Here is a 20,120-nt window from a genome sequence, read left to right on the forward strand (position 1 = left end):
CCTGTGGGCGTGACTTCACGCCTGCCGTCGCGCCGCCAATCCGGACCCCGCCGCGGTGAGGCCGGCGGCGACCAGCACGACCACGGCCGACACCGCCATGTTCGCCGTCGGCCCGTACGTCGCGGTGAGCTGGCCGCCGGCCCACGAGCCGCCGGCGATCCCGACGTTGAAGAGCACCACGATGGACGCGCTCGCGAGGTCGCGGAGACGATCGGATGCTGCGCGCATGAGCGCCGTCTGGATCAGCGGGAACATCGCACCGGTGCCGGCACCCCAGAGCGCCAGGGCGACGACCACGACGAACGTCGCGTGCGGAGCGACCGCGAGTGAGGCGAAGGCGACGACGAACACCAGCAGCGTCGCGGTCAGGGCCGTACGGGGGAACCGATCGGCGAGGCTGCCGGCCACCGCCACCCCGGCCATGCCCGCAGCGCCGAACACGAAGAGCAGGGCACTCGCCCAGCCGTCGGCGACGCCGGCCGACTCGGCGAGGTACGGCCGGATGTACACGAACGAGAGGAACTGCGCGAGGCCGATCAAGAGCCCCGCGATCCCGAACGCGACCAGCGGCGGGAGTGACCGATCGTGGCGCAGCGGCGCACGCTCGGCCGCAGGCACGGGCTCGACCACCGACCGCGGCAGCCGGCGGAAGACGACGGCGGCGAGCAGCAGCATCCCGATGCCCATCACCGCGAAGGAGACCCGCCAGCTCGTCAGCTGCGCGAGCGCCGTCGCGACGGGAAGTCCGAGCACCGTCGCCGCCGTGCCGCCGCCGGTGACGAGAGCGAGCCCGCGGCCGAGCTGCGCACCCGACAGCAGGGACGACGCGTACACGATCACGATCGCCCAGAACACGCCGTGCGCCACCGCGGCGACCGCCCGCGTCGCGAACGCGAACTCGTACGTCGGCGCGAAGGCCGTCGCGACGTTCGCCAGGGCGAACACCGCGAGCGAGACGGCGACCACGATGCGGCGGTCGATCCGCCGTGTCGCCCGCGTGAGCGGGATGCTCGTGGCGATCACCACGACCGCCCACACCGAGACGAGCAGTCCGATGCGCAGGGGGTCGACTCCGAAGTCGCGGGCCATCTCGGGCATGAGCCCGGCCGGCAGCGACTCGGCGGTGACGGTGACGAAGACCCCCAGCGAGAGCAGCAGCAGCGCGCCCAGCGGGAAGCGCGAGACGGAGGTTCCGGGGAGGGTGACGGATGCCGTGGACGAGGTCATGCAGCGAGGCTAAACTTTGACACCAATGTCAATGTCAAGCTTTCGCGCGACACGAATCGACACGGAGGGCATCGCGGCATGAAGATCGGCGAACTGTCGCAGCGCACCGGCATCCCCGCACGAATGCTGCGGTACTACGAGGAGCAGGGGCTGCTGGCGTCCGAGCGCTCGGCGAACGGCTACCGGGCGTACGACGAGGCCGACGTGGAGCGCGCCACGCGCGCCCGCGGCCTCGTTCAGGCGGGGCTCTCGACGCGCCTCGCCAAGGTCGTTCTCGACGTCGAGCGGCAGTGCGCGCTGGCGCAGCCGACATGCTCGCGCGAACTCGCCGAGATGCTCGCGACCGAGCTGTCGGCGCTCGACGACCGCCTCGCATGCCTCACCAAGAGCCGCGATGCGGTCGCGCGGTATCTCACGCTCACCCGCAACGGCGATCTGGTCGGCGCGGCCTAGCTCCTCGGGCTACGGCTCGAGGGTGAGGGAGGCGGCGATCGGCACGATCTCCTCGCGCAGCGCCATGATCTCGCGCACGTGCTCCTGGAGGCGCTCGTCCTCGGAGAGCTCTGGCGTCCACTGCGGGACCGGCTGGGCGACGCCGTCGGCGCCGGGCACGACGAACACGCTGAGGCACTGCGTGGTGAGCGTGCGGTCCTCGGGCGTACGCGGGTCGGCGGTCCACACCCGTGTGCTCACGTGCATGCTGTGCCGGCTCGTGTAGACGATGCGCGCGTCGACGTCGACGAGATGCCCGATCACGACCGGCGCGAGGAAGTGGATGCCGCCGGAGTAGACGCCGATCGCCGCACTCGCGTCCTCGCCGTCCTGCGCCCATGCCGCGGCGACGGCGTAGCCGGCCTCGTCGATCCAGCGCATGACCGTGCCTCCGTGCGCCTTGCCCCCGAAGTTCACGACCCCGGGCGGGGCGAGGAACCTGAGCGTGGTGCGCGGGGCGGTCGAGGCATCCGTGTAGTCCTCCTCGAGCATGAGGCGCTTGATCTCGGCGCGGGACTCGATCCTCTCCAGCGCCCCCTCGGCGAGCTTGTGGTCGGACCGGCTCACCGGCTTCCACGCCGGCACCTCGGTGGGCCGGCCGTCGGCGCCCTTCGCGACGAAGACGAGGATGCACGTCGTCGCCGGCGTGTAGAGGCGCTCGTTCACGTCGGTCGACGAGACGGTGACCACCACGTGCATGCTCGTGCGCCCGGTGTAGACGATGCGGGCCTGCACCTCGATGAGGCTGCCGGGCGCGATGGGCCGCCGATGGCGGACGTTCCCGACATAGGCGGTGACGCAGTAGGCGCCCGCCCAGCCGACCGCGCAGGCGTACCCGGCCTTGTCGATCCACTCCATGACGCTGCCCGCCGCGACCGAGCGGCCTCCCGCGGCGGTGTCGGCCGGGACCGCCATGAACCGCATCGTGATGCGGTCGTCGCGGGCCGCTGCCCGTGCCCCGGAGGTGGCGCTCATGCCGTCAGGGTACGGGCCGCGGCATCCGTCTGTCCCCCGCATGTCGCGCGGAACGGCCTCAAGAAGCGGCGTTCCTTCGCACAGGGCAGAATCGAACAATGGCCGCCTCCCTGCACCTGAATCCCGACCACGCCTGCCTCATCGTCCACGGCAGCGACCAGCCGGGAATCGTGGCCGCGGTCTCGGCGATGATCACGCGCATCGGCGGCAACATCGTCGCGTTCGACCAGTACTCCGACAACCCCGAGGGCGGTGCGTACTTCCAGCGGGTCGTGTTCCACCGGCCGGGCTTCGCGGCCGCCCGGCCGCACATCGAGGCCGAGATCGCCCAGACCCTCGCCGGCTTCGACCTGGAGTGGTCGCTCACCGACCAGTCCGTGCCCAAGCGCATGGCGATCCTGTCGTCGAAGCAGGACCACTGCCTCCTCGACCTGCTGTGGCGGCATCGCCGCGGCGACCTGCCGGTGACCGTGCCGATGGTGATCTCGAACCACACCGCCTCCGCGGAGGACGTCCGCTCGTTCGGCGTGCCGTTCTTCCACGTGCCGGGCGTCCCCGGCCCCGACAAGTCGGCCTCCGAGGCGAAGATCCTCGAGCTGCTGCGCGGGAACGTGGATTTCGTGGTGCTGGCCCGCTACATGCAGATCCTGTCGGGAGACTTCCTCAAGGAGCTCGGGGTGCCGGTGATCAACATCCACCACTCGTTCCTGCCCGCCTTCATCGGGGCCGAGCCGTACAAGAAGGCCAAGGAGCGGGGCGTCAAGCTCATCGGCGCGACCTCCCACTACGTCACGGACGACCTCGACGAAGGCCCGATCATCGAGCAGGACACCGTCCGGGTGACGCACGCCGACTCCGCCGCAGAGCTCGCCCGCAGGGGCGCCGACGTCGAGCGCCAGGTGCTCTCCCGGGCCGTGCTCTGGCACGCCGAGGACCGCGTCATCCGCCACGGCAACCACACGATCGTCTTCTGAGACGGCTGCCGCAGCCCGCAGCATCCGTCACACCAGTCGCAGTTCGGCGTCGATCGCGGCGGCGGCCTCCTGGAGCACCGGCAGGTGCCGCTCGAGGACGTGCTCCACGGTGTCGCGGGTGGCGCTGGTCGAGACGTTGACCGCGGCCACGACGTCGCCGCGGCGATCGTGCAGCGGCACGGCGACCGAACGCAGGCCCGGCTCCAGCTCGCCGTCGACGAGGGACCAGCCCTGTGCCCGCACGCGGTCGAGCTCCGCGCGCAGCTCGACGGTGTCGGTCACGGTGCGCTCGGTGAGGGACGGGAGGACGGATGCTGCGAGCACCGCGTCGACCGCGGCATCCGGCAGACCCGCCAGCAGCGCGCGGCCCATCGACGTCGCGAAGGCGGGGAACCGCGTGCCGATCGTGATGCGCACGCTCATGATGCGCCGCGTCGGGACGCGCGCGATGTAGACGATGTCGCCCCCGTCGAGCACGGCGGCCGAGACGCTCTCGTCGACCTCACGCGACAGCCGCTCGAGGTGCGGCTGCACGATCTCGGGGATCGACAGGGCGGAGAGGTAGCTGAACCCGAGCTCGAGGACTCGCGGGGTGAGCGCGAACGTGCGGCCGACTCCCGATCCCGCCGAACCACGGACGTAGCCGAGCTCCTCGAGGGTGCGCAGGAACCGCCCCGCGGCCGCGCGCGTGATCGCGGCACGGCGCGCCACCTCGCTCAGCGTCAGCTCGGGGTGCTCCGCATCGAAGGCGCGGATGACCGCGAGCCCGCGGACCAGGGACTGGATGGTGTCGTTGGTGCGGGCCGCTTCGTCGGTCACCGGCTCACCCTACCCATCTGCGGGGCGCTCGCCCGGTTCAGCGCTCGAGCACGACGGCGAGGCCCTGCCCCACGCCGATGCAGATCGCCGCGACCGCGACCCCGCCCCCACGGCGGGCGAGCTCGTGCGCGGCGTGGCCGATGATGCGTCCGCCCGAGGCGCCGAGCGGGTGTCCGATCGCGAGCGCGCCGCCGTGGATGTTGAGCTTCTCGGGGTCGAGATCGGGCCAGCCCGCCAGGCACGCCAGCGACTGCGACGCGAACGCCTCGTTGAGCTCGACGAAGTCCACGTCGGCCCACGTCCGGCCCGCACGCGCGAGCGCCTTGTTCGCGGCCTCGATCGGCGCGATCGGGAACTGGTCGGGGTCGACGCCATGGGACGCGCGGCCGGTGATGCGGGCGAGCGGCTCCGTCGACAGCACGCCCTCTCGGCCGAGCAGGACCGCGGACGCGCCGTCGTTGATGGGCGACGAGTTGCCGGCCGTGACGCTGCCCTCGCCGTCCGCGGCGAACAGCGCCTTGAGGCCGGCGAGCTTCTCGACCGACGTGTCGTCGCGGATGCCCTCGTCGCGGGCGAGCTCGGCGCCCGGCACCTGGACGATCTCGGCGTCGTAGACGCCCGCGGCCCACGCCTCGGCTGCCAGCCGGTGCGACCGCACGGCGAACTCGTCCTGCGCGCCGCGCGAGATCCCCCACTCGCGGGCGATCAGCTCGGCCGACTCGCCGTTCGAGATCGTCCAGTGCTTCGGCAGCTTCGGGTTGGTCATGCGCCACCCGATCGCCGTGTTCCACAGCGTCTGGTTGCCGACGCTGGGCCACGGCCGCGGCGACTTCTCGACGACGTACGGGGCACGGCTCATCGACTCGACGCCGCCGGCGAGCACGACGTCGACGTCGCCCGCGTCGATCGCACGCGAGCCCTGGATGACCGCCTCGACAGACGACGCGCAGAGCCGATTGACCGTGACGCCGGTCACCGTGGTCGGGAACCCGGCGAGCAGCGCTCCCATGCGTGCGACGTTGCGGTTGTCCTCCCCTGCCTGGTTCGCGTCGCCGAAGATCACGTCGTCGATGCGGGCGGGATCGAGGCCGGTGCGCTCGATGGTCGCCTTCATGACGACGGCCGCGAGGTCGTCGGGGCGCACGCCCGACAGCGCGCCGCCGGCGCGGCCGAACGGCGTGCGGACGGCGTCGTAGACGTAGGTGGTCATGTCATTCACCTTCCCGGATGCCGCGGGTCGAGGCATCCACGAGTTCCAGGCCCGTGAGCTCGGCGAGGAGCTCGACGGTGTTGTCACCGAAGGCCTCGCGCACCGCGAAGCCGTCGGGCGTGACGTCGAAGACGGCGTGGTCGGTGTAGACCCGCGTGACGCAGCCGACGCCGGTGAGCGGGTACGTGCACGCCTCGACGAGCTTCGACCCACCGGTCTTGGTGAGGAGGTCGGTCATGACATACACGTTCTTCGCGCCGATGGCGAGGTCCATCGCACCGCCGACCGCCGGGATCGCGCCGGGCGCCCCGGTCGACCAGTTGGCGAGGTCGCCGCGCTGCGACACCTGGAACGCGCCGAGTACGCACACGTCCAGGTGCCCGCCGCGCATCATGCCGAACGAGTCGGCGTGGTGGAAGTACGCGGCACCGGCCAGCGCCGTGACGGGCTGCTTGCCGGCGTTGATGAGGTCGGGGTCGATCTCGCCGCGCTCGGGCGACGGGCCCATGCCCAGCATGCCGTTCTCGGTGTGCAGGATGATCTCCTGGTCCAGCGGCAGGTAGTCGGCGACGAGCGTGGGCGCGCCGATCCCCAGGTTGACGTAGGAGCCCTCGGGGATGTCCTGCGCGATGCGCGCCGCCAGCTGCTCGCGGGTGATGCGCGTCGCCTGCGCTGTCGTCTCGGTCACTGGTCGACCTCCGTTCCGGATGCTGCCGCGCCGGCGAGCGGGCGACCCTCGATGTCCACTCCCCCGACGAAGGCGCCGGCGTCGAGCCACCCGCGCTCGCCCACGGCGACGACGCGGTCGACGAAGATGCCGGGGGTCACGACCGTCTCGGGGTCGAGCGAGCCGAGGGGCACGAGCTCGTCGACCTGCACGATCGTGGTGGTCGCCGCCGACGCCATGATCGGCCCGAAGTTGCGCGCGGTCTCGCGGTACACGAGGTTCCCCCACCGGTCCGCGCGGTACGCGCTCACCAGGGCGTAGTCGGCCGTGATCGGGTACTCGAGCGCGTAGGAGCGGCCGTCGATCTCGCGGATCTCCTTGCCCTCGGCGAGCTGGGTGCCGACGCCCGTGGGCGAGAAGAACGCGCCGATGCCCGCGCCCGCCGCGCGGATGCGCTCGGCGAGGTTGCCCTGGGGCACGAGCTCGAGCTCGATCTCGCCCGCGCGGTAGAGGCCGTCGAACACCCACGAGTCGTGCTGGCGCGGGAACGAGCAGAGGATCTTGCGCACCCGCTTCTTGGCGAGCAGCGCCGCGAGCCCGACATCCCCGTTGCCGGCGTTGTTGTTGATGATCGTGAGGCCCGACGCCCCCTGGGCGATGAGGGCGTCGATGAGTTCGACGGGCTGTCCGGCCCGGCCGAAGCCGCCGATCATGATGGTCGCTCCGTCACGGATGCCGGACACGGCCTCCTCGACGGTCGCCACGGTCTTGTCGATCATTCGGCACCTCGCTGGAGTGTTCGCTGTGCGAACGACTGTTCGCATTACGGATCAGTCTACGCGGCCGACTCCGAACAGGGAAGACCCGGCCGCGGAGGACGCGCGAACGCGGCGCGCCGGGAACACGCCGCGGGGCGGCATCCGTTCGGATGTCGCCCCGCTGCGTGCGCGCCGGTGGACGTCAGCGCCGCCCCTCGCGGTCGCCCAGGAACTCGCCGGGCTGGGTGGCCACGAACGCCGAGCCGCTGTCGTCGAGCGAGGCTGCCAGTCGGTTCATGACCGTCGCCGAGCTCCCCGACCAGTGGCCGGTCTCGACCCGCTGCTGGAGCACCTCGATGCCCGCGGCGATCTCGGCCGCGGTGAAGTTGCAGTGGCCGACGTGATCCACGAAGAACTGGCGCAGCAGGCTCGCGTCGTGCGCGCTGCGGACGTCCTCGGCGTACTCCTGCTCGACCTGGACGGGCGCCAGCACGTCGTCGAGGGTGTGCAGCGTGACGACGGGCATCTGCAGGTCGCCGGTGAGGCCCGACGACGCACGCAGCGTCTCGACCGAGCCCGGGTCGGCCGCGATGTCGGCGGTCTGCGTCAGTGTCGCAAGGTCGGCCTTGAGGTCGAGGCCCGCCTCGCGGTAGAGCTCGGCGACGAGGCCGCGATCCTCCGACTGCGCGAAGAGCTTGCCGTAGTCGACCCCGAGATTCCAGGTCGCGTTCCCGCCCGCCGTCGACTCGATGTCGAAGCGACCCGGAGTCACGAACCCGATCGTTCCGAGCAGCTGGGTGTAGAGCGACTCCTGCCGAACAGCGGGGTCCTTCGTCGCCTCCGCTTCGAGCACGCCGTCCGACAGATGGAAGAGGGCGGCAGCGAGCGCGACGCGCGCCCGGCCTTCGGCCGTCTGCTGACCCGCCTGCACGGCGGCGCTCAGAGCGGCCGACGTCGCGAAGGCCTCGTTCAGCGTCGCGTACCCCTCGATCTGGAGGTCCTGACCGGCAAGGAGCTGCGCGATCGCGTGGGATCCGTCGAGCTGGTAGTTGTTCAGGTCGACAGCGCCCTCCATCAGCCCGCACGTCGGCATCGCCCCCTCGATGACGTCGCCGGCCGACTCGGCGAGGCGCCCGGTGACCAGGCCCCCCATCGACGTGCCGTAGGCGAGGATGTGCTCAGGCTCGAGTCCGGTCTGATCGAGCATGGCGTCGAGCGACTGCAGCTGGTCGTCGACGGCGGTGGGGACCGCCCAGCCGCTCGAGGCGTACGACGACCCGACGAGCGCGTAGCCGCGTTCGAGCAGGAGCGCCTTGGTGCCGTCGTTCGGGGCGACGGATGCCGGATTCCCCGGCACGAACGAGGGCCGGTAGCCGTGGCTGTACAGCAGGACGGTGCCGTTCCAGTCCGAGGGCACGGACGCGAGCCAGGTCGTGCCGTTCGCGAGCGAGCCGGAATAGTCGGCGCCTGCGTCGGCCATCGCGGGTGGCGCGACGAGACCGATCGAGAGTGCCGCACCGGTGGCCGCGGCGACCGCCAGTGTGCGAATGCGAACGCGTGGGGACATGGGGATGGTCCTTCCGTTGTCGTCGTCGACAGTGGCGCCGTCGTCATCGACGGCGCTGGGACCAATTATCAACTTTCCTGATGATCAGTCAACAGGTGCCGCGGGCTGCTCCAATGCTTTTCGCGCCTCCTGCAGCCAGCGGCCGAGCTGACCCCGCTGCTGCGCGGACAGGCTCGCGAAGGCTTCGCCCTCGATGCGATCCACATCGTCTCGGCACGCCGTCAGCAGCGTCACGCCGGCCGGAGTGAGCGAGATCGTCATGCGACGTCGGTTCTGCGGGTCGCGCGCCCGTTCGATGAGCCCGGCCCCCTCGAGCGCGCGGACGATCCCCTCCATCGCCTGCGCCGACACGAACGCATGCCGTGCGAGCTGCGCGGAACTCATCTCCGGATGCTGCTCCAGCACCGTGAGCGCGGTGTACTGGGTGACGGTGATGCCGTGCGGGCGGACCACGGCGTCGAGCCGCCCGCGGACGGCCAATTCGACCTGCTTCACCTGGTAGAGGATGCGCGGCGCGTGCTCGGCCGTCATGCGGTCCCCGGGTCCGTCATGCGATGAAGACTACGGGGTTGCGCCGCCCCCTACGCCAAGTCGCGGCATCCCCCGCGACATCGCGCGTGTTGCGCCACCTAAGAGGAGGCCTCGGCGAACACGTCCTTCGCGATGCGGAACGCGGTGTTGGCGGCGGGAACGCCGCAGTACAGGCCCGCCTGGAGGATCACTTCCTTGATCTCGTCGACGGTGAGGCCGTTGCGCAGCGCCGCGCGCAGGTGCATCGCGAGCTCCTCGTGGTGCCCGAGCGCGATGAGCGCCGTGAGCACCGCGACCGACCGCGACCGGCGGTCGAGGCCGGGGCGCGACCAGATGTCGCCCCACGCGACGCGGGTGATGAAGTCCTGGAAGTCGGCGGTCAGCTCAGTGGTGCCCGCGATCGCGCGGTCGACGTGGGCGTCCGACAGCACCTCGCGGCGCACGACCATGCCCTGGTCGTACCGCTCCTCGTCGGTGAGGCCCTCGCCGTCCGGGCGGCTCACGCGGCACGCTCCGCGGCGACCGTGTCGAAGAACTCCCGCAGCACCGCGGCGGTTTGCGCCGGGGAGTCCGCGGGCGCCAGGTGCGAGGCATCCGGGATCCCGATCGCCTCGCCGTGCTGCACACCTGCGGCGATCTCGCGAGCGGATGCCTCGGGCGTGACCGCGTCGTGATCGCCCCACACCGCGAGCACCGGCGTGGCGATCTCGCCCAGCCGGTCGCGCGCGTCGAAGACGGCGAGCGCCTCGCAGCAGCGGGCGTAGCTCTCGTCGTGGGTGTTCTGCAGCACGTGGAGGAGCCGCCCGGTGAGATCGGGATCGCGCTCGATCGAGCCCGGCGCGAACCAGCGCTGCGCCGAACCGATGATGAGGCTCGAGGTGCTCTGCGCGCGCACCTGGGCCGCCCGCTCGTGCCAGCCCTCCGGCGTGCCGATCTTCGCGCCCGAGCACAGGATCGCCGCGGCGGCGATGCGGTCACCGTGGCGCAGCAGCAGCTCGAGCCCGACGGCGCCTCCGAGCGAGACCCCGGCGTAGAGGAAGGGCCCGTCGACGGCGGTCGCGACCGCGTCGGCGAGCTCGGCGATCGAGAACCGGTCGGTCGACGCGGGCGCGGCGCCGTGGCCGGGCAGATCCCACAGGGCGACGCGGTAGTGCTCGGCGAGCGCCGGGACCACGCGGTCCCACAGCAGCGTCGACGTGCCGAGCGACGGCCCGAGCAGGAGCAGCGGCGCGTGTGAGGGGCCGACGGGGTCGGTGAGGGAGATGGCGGGGACGGTCACGCGTCCTCCTCTGCGGTGCGTGCGGCGGCCTCGTCGACGAGGCGGCCGGCGATTCCGGTGTAGCGGGCGGGGTCGAGAAGGTCGGCGACGAAAGCCTCGGGAGTCGTGTCGCGCTCGCGCGCGATGGCGGCGACGTCGGGCGACGCCGCAAGGAGACCTGCCAGGTCGCCTCCCGCGGCGGCCTCGGTCACGAGCTCCGACACGCGCGCCGCACCCAGTGCGGGTCCGAGCACGATCGAGAGGCGCTCCGAGACGATGAGCCCCCTGGTGGCCTCGAGGTTGCGGGCGACGGCGGCGGTGTCGACGTGCAGGCCGGCCACGAGCGACGCGGCGTGCGCGGTCGCGCCGAGTGCGAGGCGCAGCAGCTCCCGCAGCGTCGGCCACTCCGCATGCCACGCGCCGTCGGGGCGCTCGTCGGCGGCGAGGGCCGACGCGAGGTGCAGCGTCGCCCCGAGCTGGGGGGCGCGCAGCGCGGCCGAGCGGATGAGGACGGATGCCGCGGGGTTGCGCTTCTGCGGCATCGCCGAGGATCCGCCGCCGGCGCCCTCCGCGAGCTCGCCGACCTCGGTACGGCTGAGGGTGGCGACGTCGGTGGCGATCTTGCCGACGGCGTCGATCGCCTGCACCAGGGCGTCGCCCAGCTCGGTGAGCGGCCAGCGGCTCGTGTGCCACGGGGCGTCGGGTGCGGCGAGTCCGAGCTCGTGCGCGAAGGCGGCGGGAAGCGCGGCGGCGGCCTCCGGCCCGGCGATCTCGGTGAAGGACGCCAGCGTTCCCGCGGCGCCGCCGAGCTGTGCCGGCAGCCGATGCTGCGCTTCTTCGACGCGCTCCTTCGCACGCTCGACAGCGCGCAGCCACCCGGCCGCGCGCAGGCCGACGGTCGTCGGCACGGCGTGCTGCGTCAGCGTGCGCGCCGCCGCGACCTCGTCGCGACGCGAACGGGCGAGCGAGCGCAGCGACACCTCGGCGTGCACGAGCGCCGCGACGATCCGGCTCGTCGCCGCCCGGGCGACCACCATCGCCGCGGTGTCGACGATGTCCTGGCTGGTCGCGCCGCGGTGCACCCAGACCCGCGCGTCGGCTCCGACGCGCTCCCTGAGGCGCACGACGAGCGGGATCACCGGGTTGCCGCCGGCGACGGCCGAGGCGGCCAGCGCCGTGCCGTCGACACCGTGGTCGCGGCAACCGCGGAGCGCGCCCTGCCAGCCGAACTCCGTCTCGATCTCGTCGACCGCCTCATCGGGCGCGAGGCCGACCTCGCGGTAGGCCCGCGCCAGCGCGACCTCGGCCGTCACGAGGGCGTCGAGGTACGCGGCATCCGTCACCGTCTCGTCGTGACCGACGGTCACGGGCGAGAGCAGGCCCTCATCGAGCGGGGGCCGGTCACGGTCAGAAGGCAAGGAACACGGTCTCCTTCTCGCCCTGCAGGTGGATGTCGTGGTGCAGGTTGCCGTCCGGCAGGCGCGTCGCGATGAGCGTAGCGCGCTCGTCCTCCTCGAGCGAGGACAGCAGCGGGTCGGCGGCGAGGAGCTCCTCGGGCTCGGGCAGGTAGATCCGCGTGACGAGCTTGTCGGGAAGGCCGCGCGCGAACACGATGACCGAGTAGAACGGCGCGCCGCCGTCGATCGGGCCCGGGTTGCGGGTCCAGAACTCGTAGCGGCCGACGTCGGTCGTCGCCGCCCGGCCGAAGCCCGTGAACGAGTGGTCGTCGCGGTGGAAGGCGCCGTGGGCGCGCGGGATCCGGCCGTTCTCGTCGGCGCTCCAGATCTCGATGACCGCATCGGGGATCGGGTTGCCGGCGCCGTCGAACACCGTGCCGCCGAGCACGACCGAGCCCGGGCTGTGCGGGAACACCACCTGGTGCTTCTTCTCGTAGTCCAGACCGAAGGCGAAGAACGGACCGACGGTCTGCCCGCCGGTGGCCTCGTGGGTCTTCGGGCCGAGATCGCGGGCGGAGCGGGCCATCAGTGCTCTCCTTCTTCGGGCTCGAACCAGGTCGCGTCGGGGCCGTCGACGACGATGTCGAAGCGGTAGCCCATTGAGAACTCGGGCACCGACAGGTCGTGGTCGTACTGGCCGATCAGGCGGTCGCGGTCCTTCTGACGCCAGATGGTGTTGTAGATCGGGTCGAGCGGGAACAGCGGGTCGCCCGGGAAGTACATCTGCGTCACGAGGCGCTGCGTGAAGCCCGAGCCGAAGATCGAGAAGTGGATGTGCGCCGGCCGCCACGCGTTGACGTGGTTCTTCCACGGGTAGGCGCCGGGCTTGATCGTCGTGAACTTGTAGAACCCGTCGTCGTCGGTGACGATGCGGCCCGCGCCGGTGAAGTTCGGGTCGAGCGGGGCGGGATGCTGATCCCGCTGGTGGATGTAACGGCCCGCGGCGTTGGCCTGCCAGATCTCGACGAGCTGATTGGCGACGGGACGCCCCCACGAGTCGAGCACACGGCCCTCGACGGTCATGCGCTCGCCCTGCGGCTCGCCGATGTGCTGCAGCGTCAGGTCGGACTCGATGGCCGCGACGTCGCGCTGGCCGAAGGCCGGCGACCACAGCTCGATCGTCTCGGGGTCGACGAGCTTCGGGTTCTTGGTCGGGTGGCGCAGCAGGCTGGACCGGTACGGCGGGAAGTCGTGCAGGCTCATGTTGAGCCGCTCCCCCGCCGCCTCCCGCCGTGCGGCGGCGGCGTGGTAGTCGACGATCTCCTGCGTGATCTCGCGCTGGGTGAGCTGGTCGGGCGAGGCCAGCAGCGACTCGGGGGCCGCCGCCGTCTGCTCGAGCACCACCGACGACGAGAACGCCTCCTCGCCCTGGGTATCGGGCTGGGCCTGTGTCATGAGGTCTCCTTCGACGACTCGGGTCGTCCCAGGGTCGCACTCCCGCGTGAACTCGACGCCGCGGAATCCCACTCAGTGGGAACGGAGGTCGTGGTGGAGGTCCTTCACGGCCTGCACGACGAGCGGCCCCAGGCGCCGTTCGTCGGCACGCGCGAGGTGCACGACGAGCCCGAGCGCGACCGGCGGCAGGCCCTCGACGCGCGGCAGCGCGGCAGCGACGGAGACGTTGCCGAGGGTCATCTCCTCGCGCGTCGTCGCATACCCGAGCGCCCTCGTGCGTGCGATATCGGCGCGGAGCTCCTGCTCGGACGTGATCGAGTTCACGGTCTCCCGTTCGAGCGGAGCGTCGAAGTACTGCCGCAGCCAGGCCTCGTCGCGCGTCGCGAGCAGCGCCTTGCCGACGCCCGTCGTGTGCAGCGGCCCGCGCCCGCCCATGCGACTCAGCGTCGGGATCGACTGGCGTCCGGTGAGGCGCCCGACGTACAGGGCGGTCGTCGTCGCGGGCGTCGCTCCGTCGAGCACCGCGAGGTGCACGTTCTCGCCGGTCGCCTCGTACAGCCGCACCATATGGGGCAGCGCCGTCTCGCGCAGGCGCAGCGACAGGGGCGAGAGCTCGCCGAGCTCCCAGAGCCGCGGACCGACGGCATAGGTGTGGCCCGGCCCGCGCGTGAGGAGGCCTTCGGCGACGAGGGTCGCGAGCAGGCGGTGCAGCGTGGATGACGCGAGCCCGGTGCGCGCCGCGAGCGTCGTCGCGGTGACCGCCGGCTCGTCGTCGGTGAAGCAGCCGAGCACGCGCAGCGTGCGCTCGAGCACGCCTTCGCCCTCCGCCATGGATCCTCCTCGTGCGACGTTACCCGCCCCACGCTGCGGGACAGCGTCGAGCCTCGCCGCAATGGCAGAGTGGGCGCATGGCCAACTCGCCCTCCGGCGACTCGATGACCGAGCGCATCGTGCGGGTGCTCGAGACGTTCACCGCCGAGCGTTCGATGCAGTCCGCGGCCGACATCGGCCGCCGCGCGGGACTGCCCTCGTCGACCGCGCACCGGATCGTCGACGAGCTCGTCGACGCAGGCCTCCTCGAACGCGACGAGGACCGCCGCGTGCACCTCGGCATGCGCCTGTGGGAGCTGGCCCTCCGCGGCTCGACGGCACTGCGACTCCGCCAGGCCGCACTGCCCCACATGGAGCAGGTGCAGGCGCGCATCCGCGAGCACACCCAGCTCGCCGTGCTCGAGCAGGACGAGGCACTCTTCCTCGAGCGCCTCTCCCACCCCGATGCGGGCGCCAACATCACCCGGATCGCCGGGCGCCTTCCGCTGCACGCCTCGTCGTCGGGCCTCGTCCTGCTCGCCCATGCCCCGTCCGCCCTGCGCGAGCGGGTGCTCGCCGGTTCGCTGCGCCCCCTCGCTCCCGAGACGGTGACGGATGCCGCGCGCCTGCGCCGCCTGCTCGCCGAGGTGCGCCGTGCCGGGGTGGTGGTGGCGCCCGGCTCGATAGAGGCCGTGTCAACGGGCGTGGCCGTGCCGATCCGCGACGCCGGCGAAGTGGTCGCGGCGCTGTCGGTCGTGCTTCCCCGCGAGACGGACCCTGAGTCGGCGATCCAGGCGCTGCGGGAGGCGGCGGCCGGGATCGAGGCCGACCTGCGGGCCGACCGCCGCTGAGCGCCGGTGGTGCCGCATCCGCTCATGCCCGTTCGCGGGCTCCTGCGGATAAGGACAAGGGTCGGGGTCCTTATCCCCAGGAGCGTTTCCGCGCAGGAACGTCATCCGGCATGGGACGAGCCGATGCGGGGATGACCGCCGCGGCGGTGTGCCCGATCAACGGGAATCTCGACCACGCCGCGCACGGCGGGCTCACACTGGGGCGAGGCATCCGTTCCCGAACGTCGAAGGAGACGTCCATGTCCACGATCCGCACCCGCGTCGCCATCATCGGCGCCGGCCCGGCCGGGCTCCTGCTGTCGCACCTGCTGGGCATCGCCGGCATCGAGTCGGTCGTCATCGACCAGCGCTCGCGCGAAGAGATCGAGACCACGATCCGCGCCGGGATCCTCGAGCAGGGCACCGTCGAGGTGCTGGACTCGTCGGGCGCGTCCAGCCGCGTCCGCACCGTCGGCAACCGCCACGACGGCATCGAGCTGCGCTTCGCCGGCGCCGGCCACCGCATCGACTTCGCCGACCTCGTCGGCCGCGGCGTCTGGCTGTACCCGCAGCACGAGGCCCTCAAGGACCTCATCGCGGTGCGCCTCGCCAAGGGCCAGGAGCTCCGCTTCGGCGTGACCGCCGTGCGGATCGAGGACGCGGCATCCGATCGCCCCCGCGTCATCGCGACCGACGCCGACGGCGCGCCCCTCGAGATCGAGGCCGAGTTCGTCGTCGGCGCCGACGGCTCGCGCAGCGTCGCGCGCGAGGCGGTCACGGGTTCGTCGACCGGCGGCTACTTCCGCGAGTACCCGTTCGCGTGGTTCGGGATCCTGTGCGAGGCGCCGCCGAGCGCCGAGGAGCTCATCTACAGCAACTCGCCCGACGGGTTCGCGCTCATCAGCCAGCGCAGCGCCACGGTGCAGCGCATGTACTTCCAGTGCGACCCGAACGCCGACCCGAACGCCCTCAGCGAGGAGCAGCTGTGGGAGGAGCTGCAGAAGCGGGTGCCCGGAACGACGCTCAAGGAGGGCCCGATCTTCCAGCGCGACGTGCTGCGGTTCCGCAGCTTCGTCGCCCACGAGCTGCTGAACGGCCGCGTCGCACTGATCGGCGACGCCGCGCACACCGTTCCGCCGACCGGCGCGAAGGGCATGAACCTCGCCGTCGCCGATGTGCTCGTTCTCGAACGAGCGCTGCGCGCCCTCCTCCTCGACAACGACGACCGCCTCATCGAGGCGTTCCCCGAGAAGGCGCTGCACCGAATCTGGAAGGCCCAGCACTTCTCATGGTGGATGACCAACATGCTCCACGTCGCACCCGACGCGTCGGATTTCGACCGCCTGCGCCAACTCGGCGAGCTGCGCTCGGTCGTCGAATCCGAAGCCGGTCGCCGCTTCCTCGCCGAGGCGTACACCGGCTGGCCGCTCGAGGGCCTCGCCTGACGGGGAACTGCGCGCCCGCGGCATTGCCGCTGAACGGGAATGAACGGATGCTGCGGCCCCGGCCTCGGCTATAGTCCGGTGCCTATGGCCTCACCGCCCCGGACCGCACCACCCGAGCCGCCGCGCACCGCCTCGGCCCTGATGCTCCTCGCGGCCGTGTGCCTGGTCGCGGCGAACATGCGGCCGGCGATCACGGGCCTCGGGCCGCTGCTCGACCAGATCGGCGCTGACACCGGCATGTCGGTCTCGGCGCTGGGCCTGCTCGCCGCGGTGCCGCTCGTCGCGTGGGCGCTGTTCTCTCCGCTCGCGCACGACCTGAGCCGCCGCTTCGGCCAGCCGCGGGTTCTCCTCTGTTCACTGCTGGTGCTGCTCGTCGGCACGCTCGTGCGCTCGATCCCGGGCCCGGTGGTGAGCCTGTGGATCGGCACGGCGATCATCGGCATCGGGATCGCCATCGTCAACGTGCTCATGCCCGCCGTGGTCAAGCGCGAGTTCTCCGGCCACGTCCCCGCCGTCACCGCGGCCTACACCGCGCTGCTCGCCGGTCTCGGCGCCGTCTCGTCGGGTGTGGTCGTGCCGATCTCGCACATCGAGGTCGGCGGGGATCCGGCGGGCTGGCGCTTCGCGCTGCTCGTCACGGGCGGGGCACTCCTGCCCTTCGCGATCGTCGCGTGGTGGCGGGCGCACCGCGGGGCAGCCCGCACGCACGACCGCTCCGCGGCACCGCGCGGGCGCACCGGCATCTGGCGCGACCCGATCGCCTGGCTGGTCGCCGGATACATGGGCCTGCAGGCATCCATGTTCTATATGTTCGTGACCTGGCTCGCCCCGCTCTCGATGTCGATCGGACGCTCCGAGGTCGTGGCCGGGGTCGACGTCATGGTCTACCAGCTGTTCTCTCTCGCCGGGTGCTTGCTGCTCCCACTGGCACTGCGCGGCGGACTCGAGCGCTGGGCGCCGGCGCTCATCCCGTCGCTCGCGGTCGTCGGCGTCGCGGGCCTCATGATCGCGCCCGACGGCGTGCTGGTGTGGGGCTCCCTCATCGGACTGACGGGTGGCGCGACGCTCGCGATGTCACTCACGCTCATGGCCCAGCGCGCCCGCGACCACGACACGTCAGCGGCCCTGTCGGGGATGTCGCAGTCGGTCGGCTACGTCATCGCCGCGCTCGGCCCCGTCGCCTTCGGCGCCCTGCACAGCGTCACAGGCGGCTGGACGGCGTCCCTCGCGCTCGTGCTCGCGGTGCTCGTCGCACTCACGGTGGTAGGCATGTTCGCCGGTCGCGACCGGTACGTGCTCGAACGTCGCTAGCCGGACGGATGCCGCGGGTCGCCGTCAGTCGGACGGGAAGGCGACCGCGCGCAGCAGCGTGGCGAGCGTCGCGCGTTCCGATTCCGACAGGTCGGCGTGCACGCGCTCTTCGGCCGCCCGGGCCGACTCCCGCGCCTGGCCGACGAGTGCCTGCCCGGCGTCGGTCGCGACGACGACGTTGGCGCGCCGGTCCGCCGGATCGGGCTTGCGTTCGACGAGGCCGCGCGACTGAAGCTCGTCCACGAGGCTGACGACCTGGCTCGGGTCGAGCCGGAGGAACTCGGCGAGCTCACGCTGCGACGGCCTGGCCTCGCCCGACGTCAGCACCAGCACCGAGTACGAGCGCGCCTTCAGCCCGTGCTCGGCGAGCGCGGCGTTGCCCGCGGCGAGCGCGACGGCGTTCGCACGCGCGAGCAGGAAGCTCACGTCGTCGGTCAGCACCGACGCCCGCAGCCCCTCCGGGGCGATGGGGTCAGCGGTGTGGGGCATGCCCAAGATGGTAGTCCAATTCATGGATGAACGGAATGATTGACTTTCTCAACAGTTGGGTCTTCAATGGATCCGACACGAAGGAGTTCACGCATGTCATCGCACGCACCGCTCGACGGCAAGGTCGCCATCGTCACCGGCTCGGGCCGCGGCCTCGGCCTCGCCTACGCCCAGGAACTCGCTCGCCAGGGCGCCGCCGTCGTGGTCAACGACGTCGACGAGGCCACCGCCGCCGAGGCGGTCGCCACCATCGAGGCGGAAGGCGGCCGCGCGGTCGCCGTGGCCCTGCCGGTCGGCCCCACCGCGACGGCGCAGGAGCTGGTCCGCACCGCTGTCGACACGTTCGGCGGGCTCGACATCCTCGTCACGAACGCGGGCGTCCTGCGTGACACCGTGCTGTGGAAGATGAGCGACGACGACTTCGACACCGTCATCAACGTGCACCTGCGCGGCACGTTCACCTGCGTGCGCGAAGCCGCGAGCTGGATGCGCGAGAACGAAGTCGCCGGCCGCATCATCTGCATCGGCTCCCCCACCGGCCAGCGCGGCAACTTCGGCCAGACCAACTACGCGGCAGCCAAGGCCGGCATCGTCGGCATGGTGCGCACCTGGGCGCTCGAGCTGAAGCGGGCCGGCATCACCGCGAACGCCGTGATCCCTGTCGCCGCAACGGCGATGACCGCGACCGTGCCCTACTTCGCCGCCGCTGTCGAGGCCGACGCTGCGGGCGAGCCGATGCCCGCGTTCTTCCGCCACGACCTCGGGTTCGGCACGTCGGAGGACGTCGCGGGTCTCATCGCCTTCCTCGCATCGGATGCCGCGGCCGCCGTCACCGGCCAGGCCATCGGCATCGGCGGCGACCGCCTTCAGCTGTGGTCGCACCCCGACGCCGTCGCCACCGCCTACCGCGACGGCGGCTGGTCGTACGACGACCTCGCGACCGGTTTCGCCGACGCGGCGGGCCCCCTCCAGTCGGTGGGCGAGAAGTTCCCGCCGCTGCCCGAGGAGCTGCAGCGCTCGTGACCCGCTACGAACCCGCGATCGACCTCGACGCGATCACCGCGATCGACGTGCACGTGCACATCGAGGTCGACCACCACGGGCACTCGTCGCTGCCCGATGACCTGCGCGACGCCGCGGCGAAGTACTTCAGCTCCGACGGGCCGAACCCCGACCTCGACGGCGTGGCCGCTTACTACCGCGAGCGCCGCATGGCGGCCGTCGTCTTCACCGTCGACGCACGCACGAACTTCGGGCACGCGCCCATCTCCAGCGCCGACATCGCCGAGGGTGCCGCGCGCAACAACGACGTGCTCATCCCCTTCGGCTCGGTGGACCCGCTCGTGCCGACTGCCGTCGACGACGCCCGCCGCCTCATCGAGGACCACGGCGTGCGGGGCTTCAAGTTCCACCCCACGGTGCAGGGCTTCGATCCGTCCGACCCCGCGCACTCCCCGCTGTACGAGACCCTGCAGGACGCCGGAGTCGTCGCGCTCTTCCACACCGGTCAGACCGGCATCGGCGCGGGCCTGCCCGGCGGGCGCGGCCTGCTGTTGGCCTTGTCGAACCCCATGCTGCTCGACCCGGTCGCGGCCCGCTTCCCCGAGCTGCAGATCATCATGGCCCACCCGTCGGTGCCCTGGCAGGACGAGGCCCTCTCCGTCGCGACCCACAAGCACAACACGTGGATCGACCTGTCGGGCTGGAGCCCGAAGTACTTCCCCGAGTCGCTCGTGCGCGCCGCGAACTCGTACCTCAGGAGCCGGGTGCTGTTCGGATCGGACTTCCCGCTGCTCACCCCCGACCGCTGGCTCCGCGACGCGGAGCAGACCGCCCTCAAGCCCGAGGTCATGCCCGGCATCCTGAAGGACAACGCGGCGCGGCTGCTGGGACTGGCGGGCTGAC

At 71.9% G+C, this 20,120-nt stretch carries 22 protein-coding genes; 7 read left to right on the forward strand and 15 right to left on the reverse strand.

The genetic code is table 11. From position 1 onward, the window contains the following. Window positions 1-15: 15 nt before the first annotated feature. Complete coding sequence (locus tag J2Y46_RS02940) at window positions 16-1,227, reverse strand: MFS transporter (RefSeq protein WP_310240107.1); 1,212 nt, start codon at window positions 1,225-1,227, stop codon at window positions 16-18. 78 nt (window positions 1,228-1,305) lie between these two features. On the opposite strand from J2Y46_RS02940, the gene J2Y46_RS02945 reads away from it, so the two are divergent. Beyond that, window positions 1,306-1,680: a MerR family transcriptional regulator gene (locus J2Y46_RS02945; protein ID WP_045298636.1), complete on the forward strand. Its 375-nt coding sequence runs from the start codon at window positions 1,306-1,308 to the stop codon at window positions 1,678-1,680. 9 nt (window positions 1,681-1,689) lie between these two features. On the opposite strand, the gene J2Y46_RS02950 is transcribed toward J2Y46_RS02945, so the two are convergent. Continuing rightward, complete coding sequence (locus J2Y46_RS02950) at window positions 1,690-2,694, reverse strand: hotdog domain-containing protein (RefSeq protein WP_310240108.1); 1,005 nt, start codon at window positions 2,692-2,694, stop codon at window positions 1,690-1,692. Window positions 2,695-2,792: 98 nt separating this feature from the next. Between J2Y46_RS02950 and purU the strand changes: the two genes are divergently transcribed. Next, a complete protein-coding gene (purU, locus tag J2Y46_RS02955; protein ID WP_310240110.1) occupies window positions 2,793-3,668 on the forward strand; it encodes a formyltetrahydrofolate deformylase in 876 nt (291 codons plus the stop codon). 27 nt (window positions 3,669-3,695) lie between these two features. On the opposite strand, the gene J2Y46_RS02960 is transcribed toward purU, so the two are convergent. The 12 genes from J2Y46_RS02960 to J2Y46_RS03015 form a co-directional block, all read right to left on the reverse strand. Beyond that, on the reverse strand, window positions 3,696-4,487 hold the full coding sequence (locus tag J2Y46_RS02960; protein ID WP_310240111.1) for an IclR family transcriptional regulator C-terminal domain-containing protein: 792 nt from the start codon (window positions 4,485-4,487) through the stop codon (window positions 3,696-3,698). Window positions 4,488-4,524: 37 nt separating this feature from the next. Then, window positions 4,525-5,697 (reverse strand): thiolase family protein, encoded by a 1,173-nt coding sequence (locus J2Y46_RS02965; protein WP_310240113.1) that lies wholly within the window; start codon window positions 5,695-5,697, stop codon window positions 4,525-4,527. Between the two features lies 1 nt (window position 5,698). Continuing rightward, window positions 5,699-6,385: a 3-oxoacid CoA-transferase subunit B gene (locus J2Y46_RS02970; protein ID WP_045298647.1), complete on the reverse strand. Its 687-nt coding sequence runs from the start codon at window positions 6,383-6,385 to the stop codon at window positions 5,699-5,701. Beyond that, the gene (locus tag J2Y46_RS02975) at window positions 6,382-7,143 is read right to left on the reverse strand and encodes a 3-oxoacid CoA-transferase subunit A (protein ID WP_045298649.1); all 762 of its coding nucleotides are present in this window, start codon (window positions 7,141-7,143) and stop codon (window positions 6,382-6,384) included. The genes J2Y46_RS02970 and J2Y46_RS02975 overlap by 4 nt, the downstream gene beginning before the upstream one ends. Window positions 7,144-7,324: 181 nt before the next feature. Then, on the reverse strand, window positions 7,325-8,689 hold the full coding sequence (locus tag J2Y46_RS02980) for an alpha/beta hydrolase (RefSeq protein ID WP_310240117.1): 1,365 nt from the start codon (window positions 8,687-8,689) through the stop codon (window positions 7,325-7,327). An 84-nt stretch (window positions 8,690-8,773) separates the two neighbouring features. After that, window positions 8,774-9,220, reverse strand: a complete 447-nt coding sequence (locus J2Y46_RS02985) for a MarR family transcriptional regulator (protein WP_310240118.1) — start codon at window positions 9,218-9,220, stop codon at window positions 8,774-8,776. A gap of 98 nt (window positions 9,221-9,318) precedes the next feature. After that, window positions 9,319-9,723: a 4-carboxymuconolactone decarboxylase gene (gene pcaC, locus J2Y46_RS02990; RefSeq protein ID WP_211255898.1), complete on the reverse strand. Its 405-nt coding sequence runs from the start codon at window positions 9,721-9,723 to the stop codon at window positions 9,319-9,321. Further along, window positions 9,720-10,499 carry an alpha/beta fold hydrolase gene (locus J2Y46_RS02995; protein WP_310240121.1) on the reverse strand — a complete coding sequence of 260 codons (780 nt, stop codon included), beginning with the start codon at window positions 10,497-10,499 and terminating at the stop codon, window positions 9,720-9,722. Before J2Y46_RS02995 ends, pcaC begins: the two co-directional genes overlap by 4 nt. Next, window positions 10,496-11,896 carry a lyase family protein gene (locus tag J2Y46_RS03000; protein ID WP_310240123.1) on the reverse strand — a complete coding sequence of 467 codons (1,401 nt, stop codon included), beginning with the start codon at window positions 11,894-11,896 and terminating at the stop codon, window positions 10,496-10,498. The genes J2Y46_RS02995 and J2Y46_RS03000 overlap by 4 nt, the downstream gene beginning before the upstream one ends. Beyond that, window positions 11,886-12,461: a protocatechuate 3,4-dioxygenase subunit alpha gene (gene pcaG, locus J2Y46_RS03005; RefSeq protein WP_045298657.1), complete on the reverse strand. Its 576-nt coding sequence runs from the start codon at window positions 12,459-12,461 to the stop codon at window positions 11,886-11,888. The genes J2Y46_RS03000 and pcaG overlap by 11 nt, the downstream gene beginning before the upstream one ends. After that, the gene (pcaH, locus tag J2Y46_RS03010; RefSeq protein WP_045298659.1) at window positions 12,461-13,330 is read right to left on the reverse strand and encodes a protocatechuate 3,4-dioxygenase subunit beta; all 870 of its coding nucleotides are present in this window, start codon (window positions 13,328-13,330) and stop codon (window positions 12,461-12,463) included. Before pcaH ends, pcaG begins: the two co-directional genes overlap by 1 nt. 72 nt (window positions 13,331-13,402) lie before the next feature. Then, complete coding sequence (locus tag J2Y46_RS03015) at window positions 13,403-14,161, reverse strand: IclR family transcriptional regulator (protein WP_310240127.1); 759 nt, start codon at window positions 14,159-14,161, stop codon at window positions 13,403-13,405. A 77-nt stretch (window positions 14,162-14,238) separates the two neighbouring features. Here J2Y46_RS03015 and J2Y46_RS03020 point away from each other — a divergent pair, with 77 nt between their 5' ends. From J2Y46_RS03020 to J2Y46_RS03030, 3 genes are all read left to right on the forward strand, one after another. Then, window positions 14,239-14,991 (forward strand): IclR family transcriptional regulator, encoded by a 753-nt coding sequence (locus tag J2Y46_RS03020; protein ID WP_310240129.1) that lies wholly within the window; start codon window positions 14,239-14,241, stop codon window positions 14,989-14,991. Between the two features lie 239 nt (window positions 14,992-15,230). Then, on the forward strand, window positions 15,231-16,415 hold the full coding sequence (locus J2Y46_RS03025) for a 4-hydroxybenzoate 3-monooxygenase (RefSeq protein WP_310240131.1): 1,185 nt from the start codon (window positions 15,231-15,233) through the stop codon (window positions 16,413-16,415). Window positions 16,416-16,499: 84 nt separating this feature from the next. After that, a complete protein-coding gene (locus J2Y46_RS03030; protein ID WP_310240133.1) occupies window positions 16,500-17,726 on the forward strand; it encodes an MFS transporter in 1,227 nt (408 codons plus the stop codon). A 24-nt stretch (window positions 17,727-17,750) separates the two neighbouring features. Here J2Y46_RS03030 and J2Y46_RS03035 read toward each other — a convergent pair whose 3' ends face one another. Further along, a complete protein-coding gene (locus J2Y46_RS03035) occupies window positions 17,751-18,215 on the reverse strand; it encodes a MarR family winged helix-turn-helix transcriptional regulator (protein WP_045298671.1) in 465 nt (154 codons plus the stop codon). Between the two features lie 93 nt (window positions 18,216-18,308). On the opposite strand from J2Y46_RS03035, the gene J2Y46_RS03040 reads away from it, so the two are divergent. Then, on the forward strand, window positions 18,309-19,238 hold the full coding sequence (locus J2Y46_RS03040; protein WP_045298673.1) for an SDR family NAD(P)-dependent oxidoreductase: 930 nt from the start codon (window positions 18,309-18,311) through the stop codon (window positions 19,236-19,238). Beyond that, window positions 19,235-20,119, forward strand: a complete 885-nt coding sequence (locus tag J2Y46_RS03045) for an amidohydrolase family protein (protein ID WP_045298675.1) — start codon at window positions 19,235-19,237, stop codon at window positions 20,117-20,119. Before J2Y46_RS03040 ends, J2Y46_RS03045 begins: the two co-directional genes overlap by 4 nt. Window position 20,120: the final 1 nt, after the last annotated feature.

It is taken from the genome of Microbacterium sp. BE35 (genome assembly GCF_031457705.1).
In the GTDB taxonomy this organism is placed as follows: Bacteria; Actinomycetota; Actinomycetes; order Actinomycetales; family Microbacteriaceae; genus Microbacterium; species Microbacterium trichothecenolyticum.

Excerpts from the sequence above, each read along its gene's own strand:
- J2Y46_RS02980 (WP_310240117.1), bottom strand. The coding sequence starts at position 8,689 with ATGTCCCCACGCGTTCGCATTCGCACACTGGCGGTCGCCGCGGCCACC.
- J2Y46_RS02985 (WP_310240118.1), bottom strand. The coding sequence starts at position 9,220 with ATGACGGCCGAGCACGCGCCGCGCATCCTCTACCAGGTGAAGCAGGTC.
- pcaH (WP_045298659.1), bottom strand. The coding sequence starts at position 13,330 with ATGACACAGGCCCAGCCCGATACCCAGGGCGAGGAGGCGTTCTCGTCG.
- J2Y46_RS02965 (WP_310240113.1), bottom strand. The coding sequence starts at position 5,697 with ATGACCACCTACGTCTACGACGCCGTCCGCACGCCGTTCGGCCGCGCC.
- J2Y46_RS03035 (WP_045298671.1), bottom strand. The coding sequence starts at position 18,215 with ATGCCCCACACCGCTGACCCCATCGCCCCGGAGGGGCTGCGGGCGTCG.
- J2Y46_RS03030 (WP_310240133.1), top strand. The coding sequence starts at position 16,500 with ATGGCCTCACCGCCCCGGACCGCACCACCCGAGCCGCCGCGCACCGCC.
- purU (WP_310240110.1), top strand. The coding sequence starts at position 2,793 with ATGGCCGCCTCCCTGCACCTGAATCCCGACCACGCCTGCCTCATCGTC.
- J2Y46_RS02975 (WP_045298649.1), bottom strand. The coding sequence starts at position 7,143 with ATGATCGACAAGACCGTGGCGACCGTCGAGGAGGCCGTGTCCGGCATC.
- J2Y46_RS03025 (WP_310240131.1), top strand. The coding sequence starts at position 15,231 with ATGTCCACGATCCGCACCCGCGTCGCCATCATCGGCGCCGGCCCGGCC.
- J2Y46_RS02950 (WP_310240108.1), bottom strand. The coding sequence starts at position 2,694 with ATGAGCGCCACCTCCGGGGCACGGGCAGCGGCCCGCGACGACCGCATC.
- pcaG (WP_045298657.1), bottom strand. The coding sequence starts at position 12,461 with ATGGCCCGCTCCGCCCGCGATCTCGGCCCGAAGACCCACGAGGCCACC.
- J2Y46_RS02940 (WP_310240107.1), bottom strand. The coding sequence starts at position 1,227 with ATGACCTCGTCCACGGCATCCGTCACCCTCCCCGGAACCTCCGTCTCG.
- J2Y46_RS02945 (WP_045298636.1), top strand. The coding sequence starts at position 1,306 with ATGAAGATCGGCGAACTGTCGCAGCGCACCGGCATCCCCGCACGAATG.
- J2Y46_RS03040 (WP_045298673.1), top strand. The coding sequence starts at position 18,309 with ATGTCATCGCACGCACCGCTCGACGGCAAGGTCGCCATCGTCACCGGC.
- J2Y46_RS03015 (WP_310240127.1), bottom strand. The coding sequence starts at position 14,161 with ATGGCGGAGGGCGAAGGCGTGCTCGAGCGCACGCTGCGCGTGCTCGGC.
- J2Y46_RS03020 (WP_310240129.1), top strand. The coding sequence starts at position 14,239 with ATGGCCAACTCGCCCTCCGGCGACTCGATGACCGAGCGCATCGTGCGG.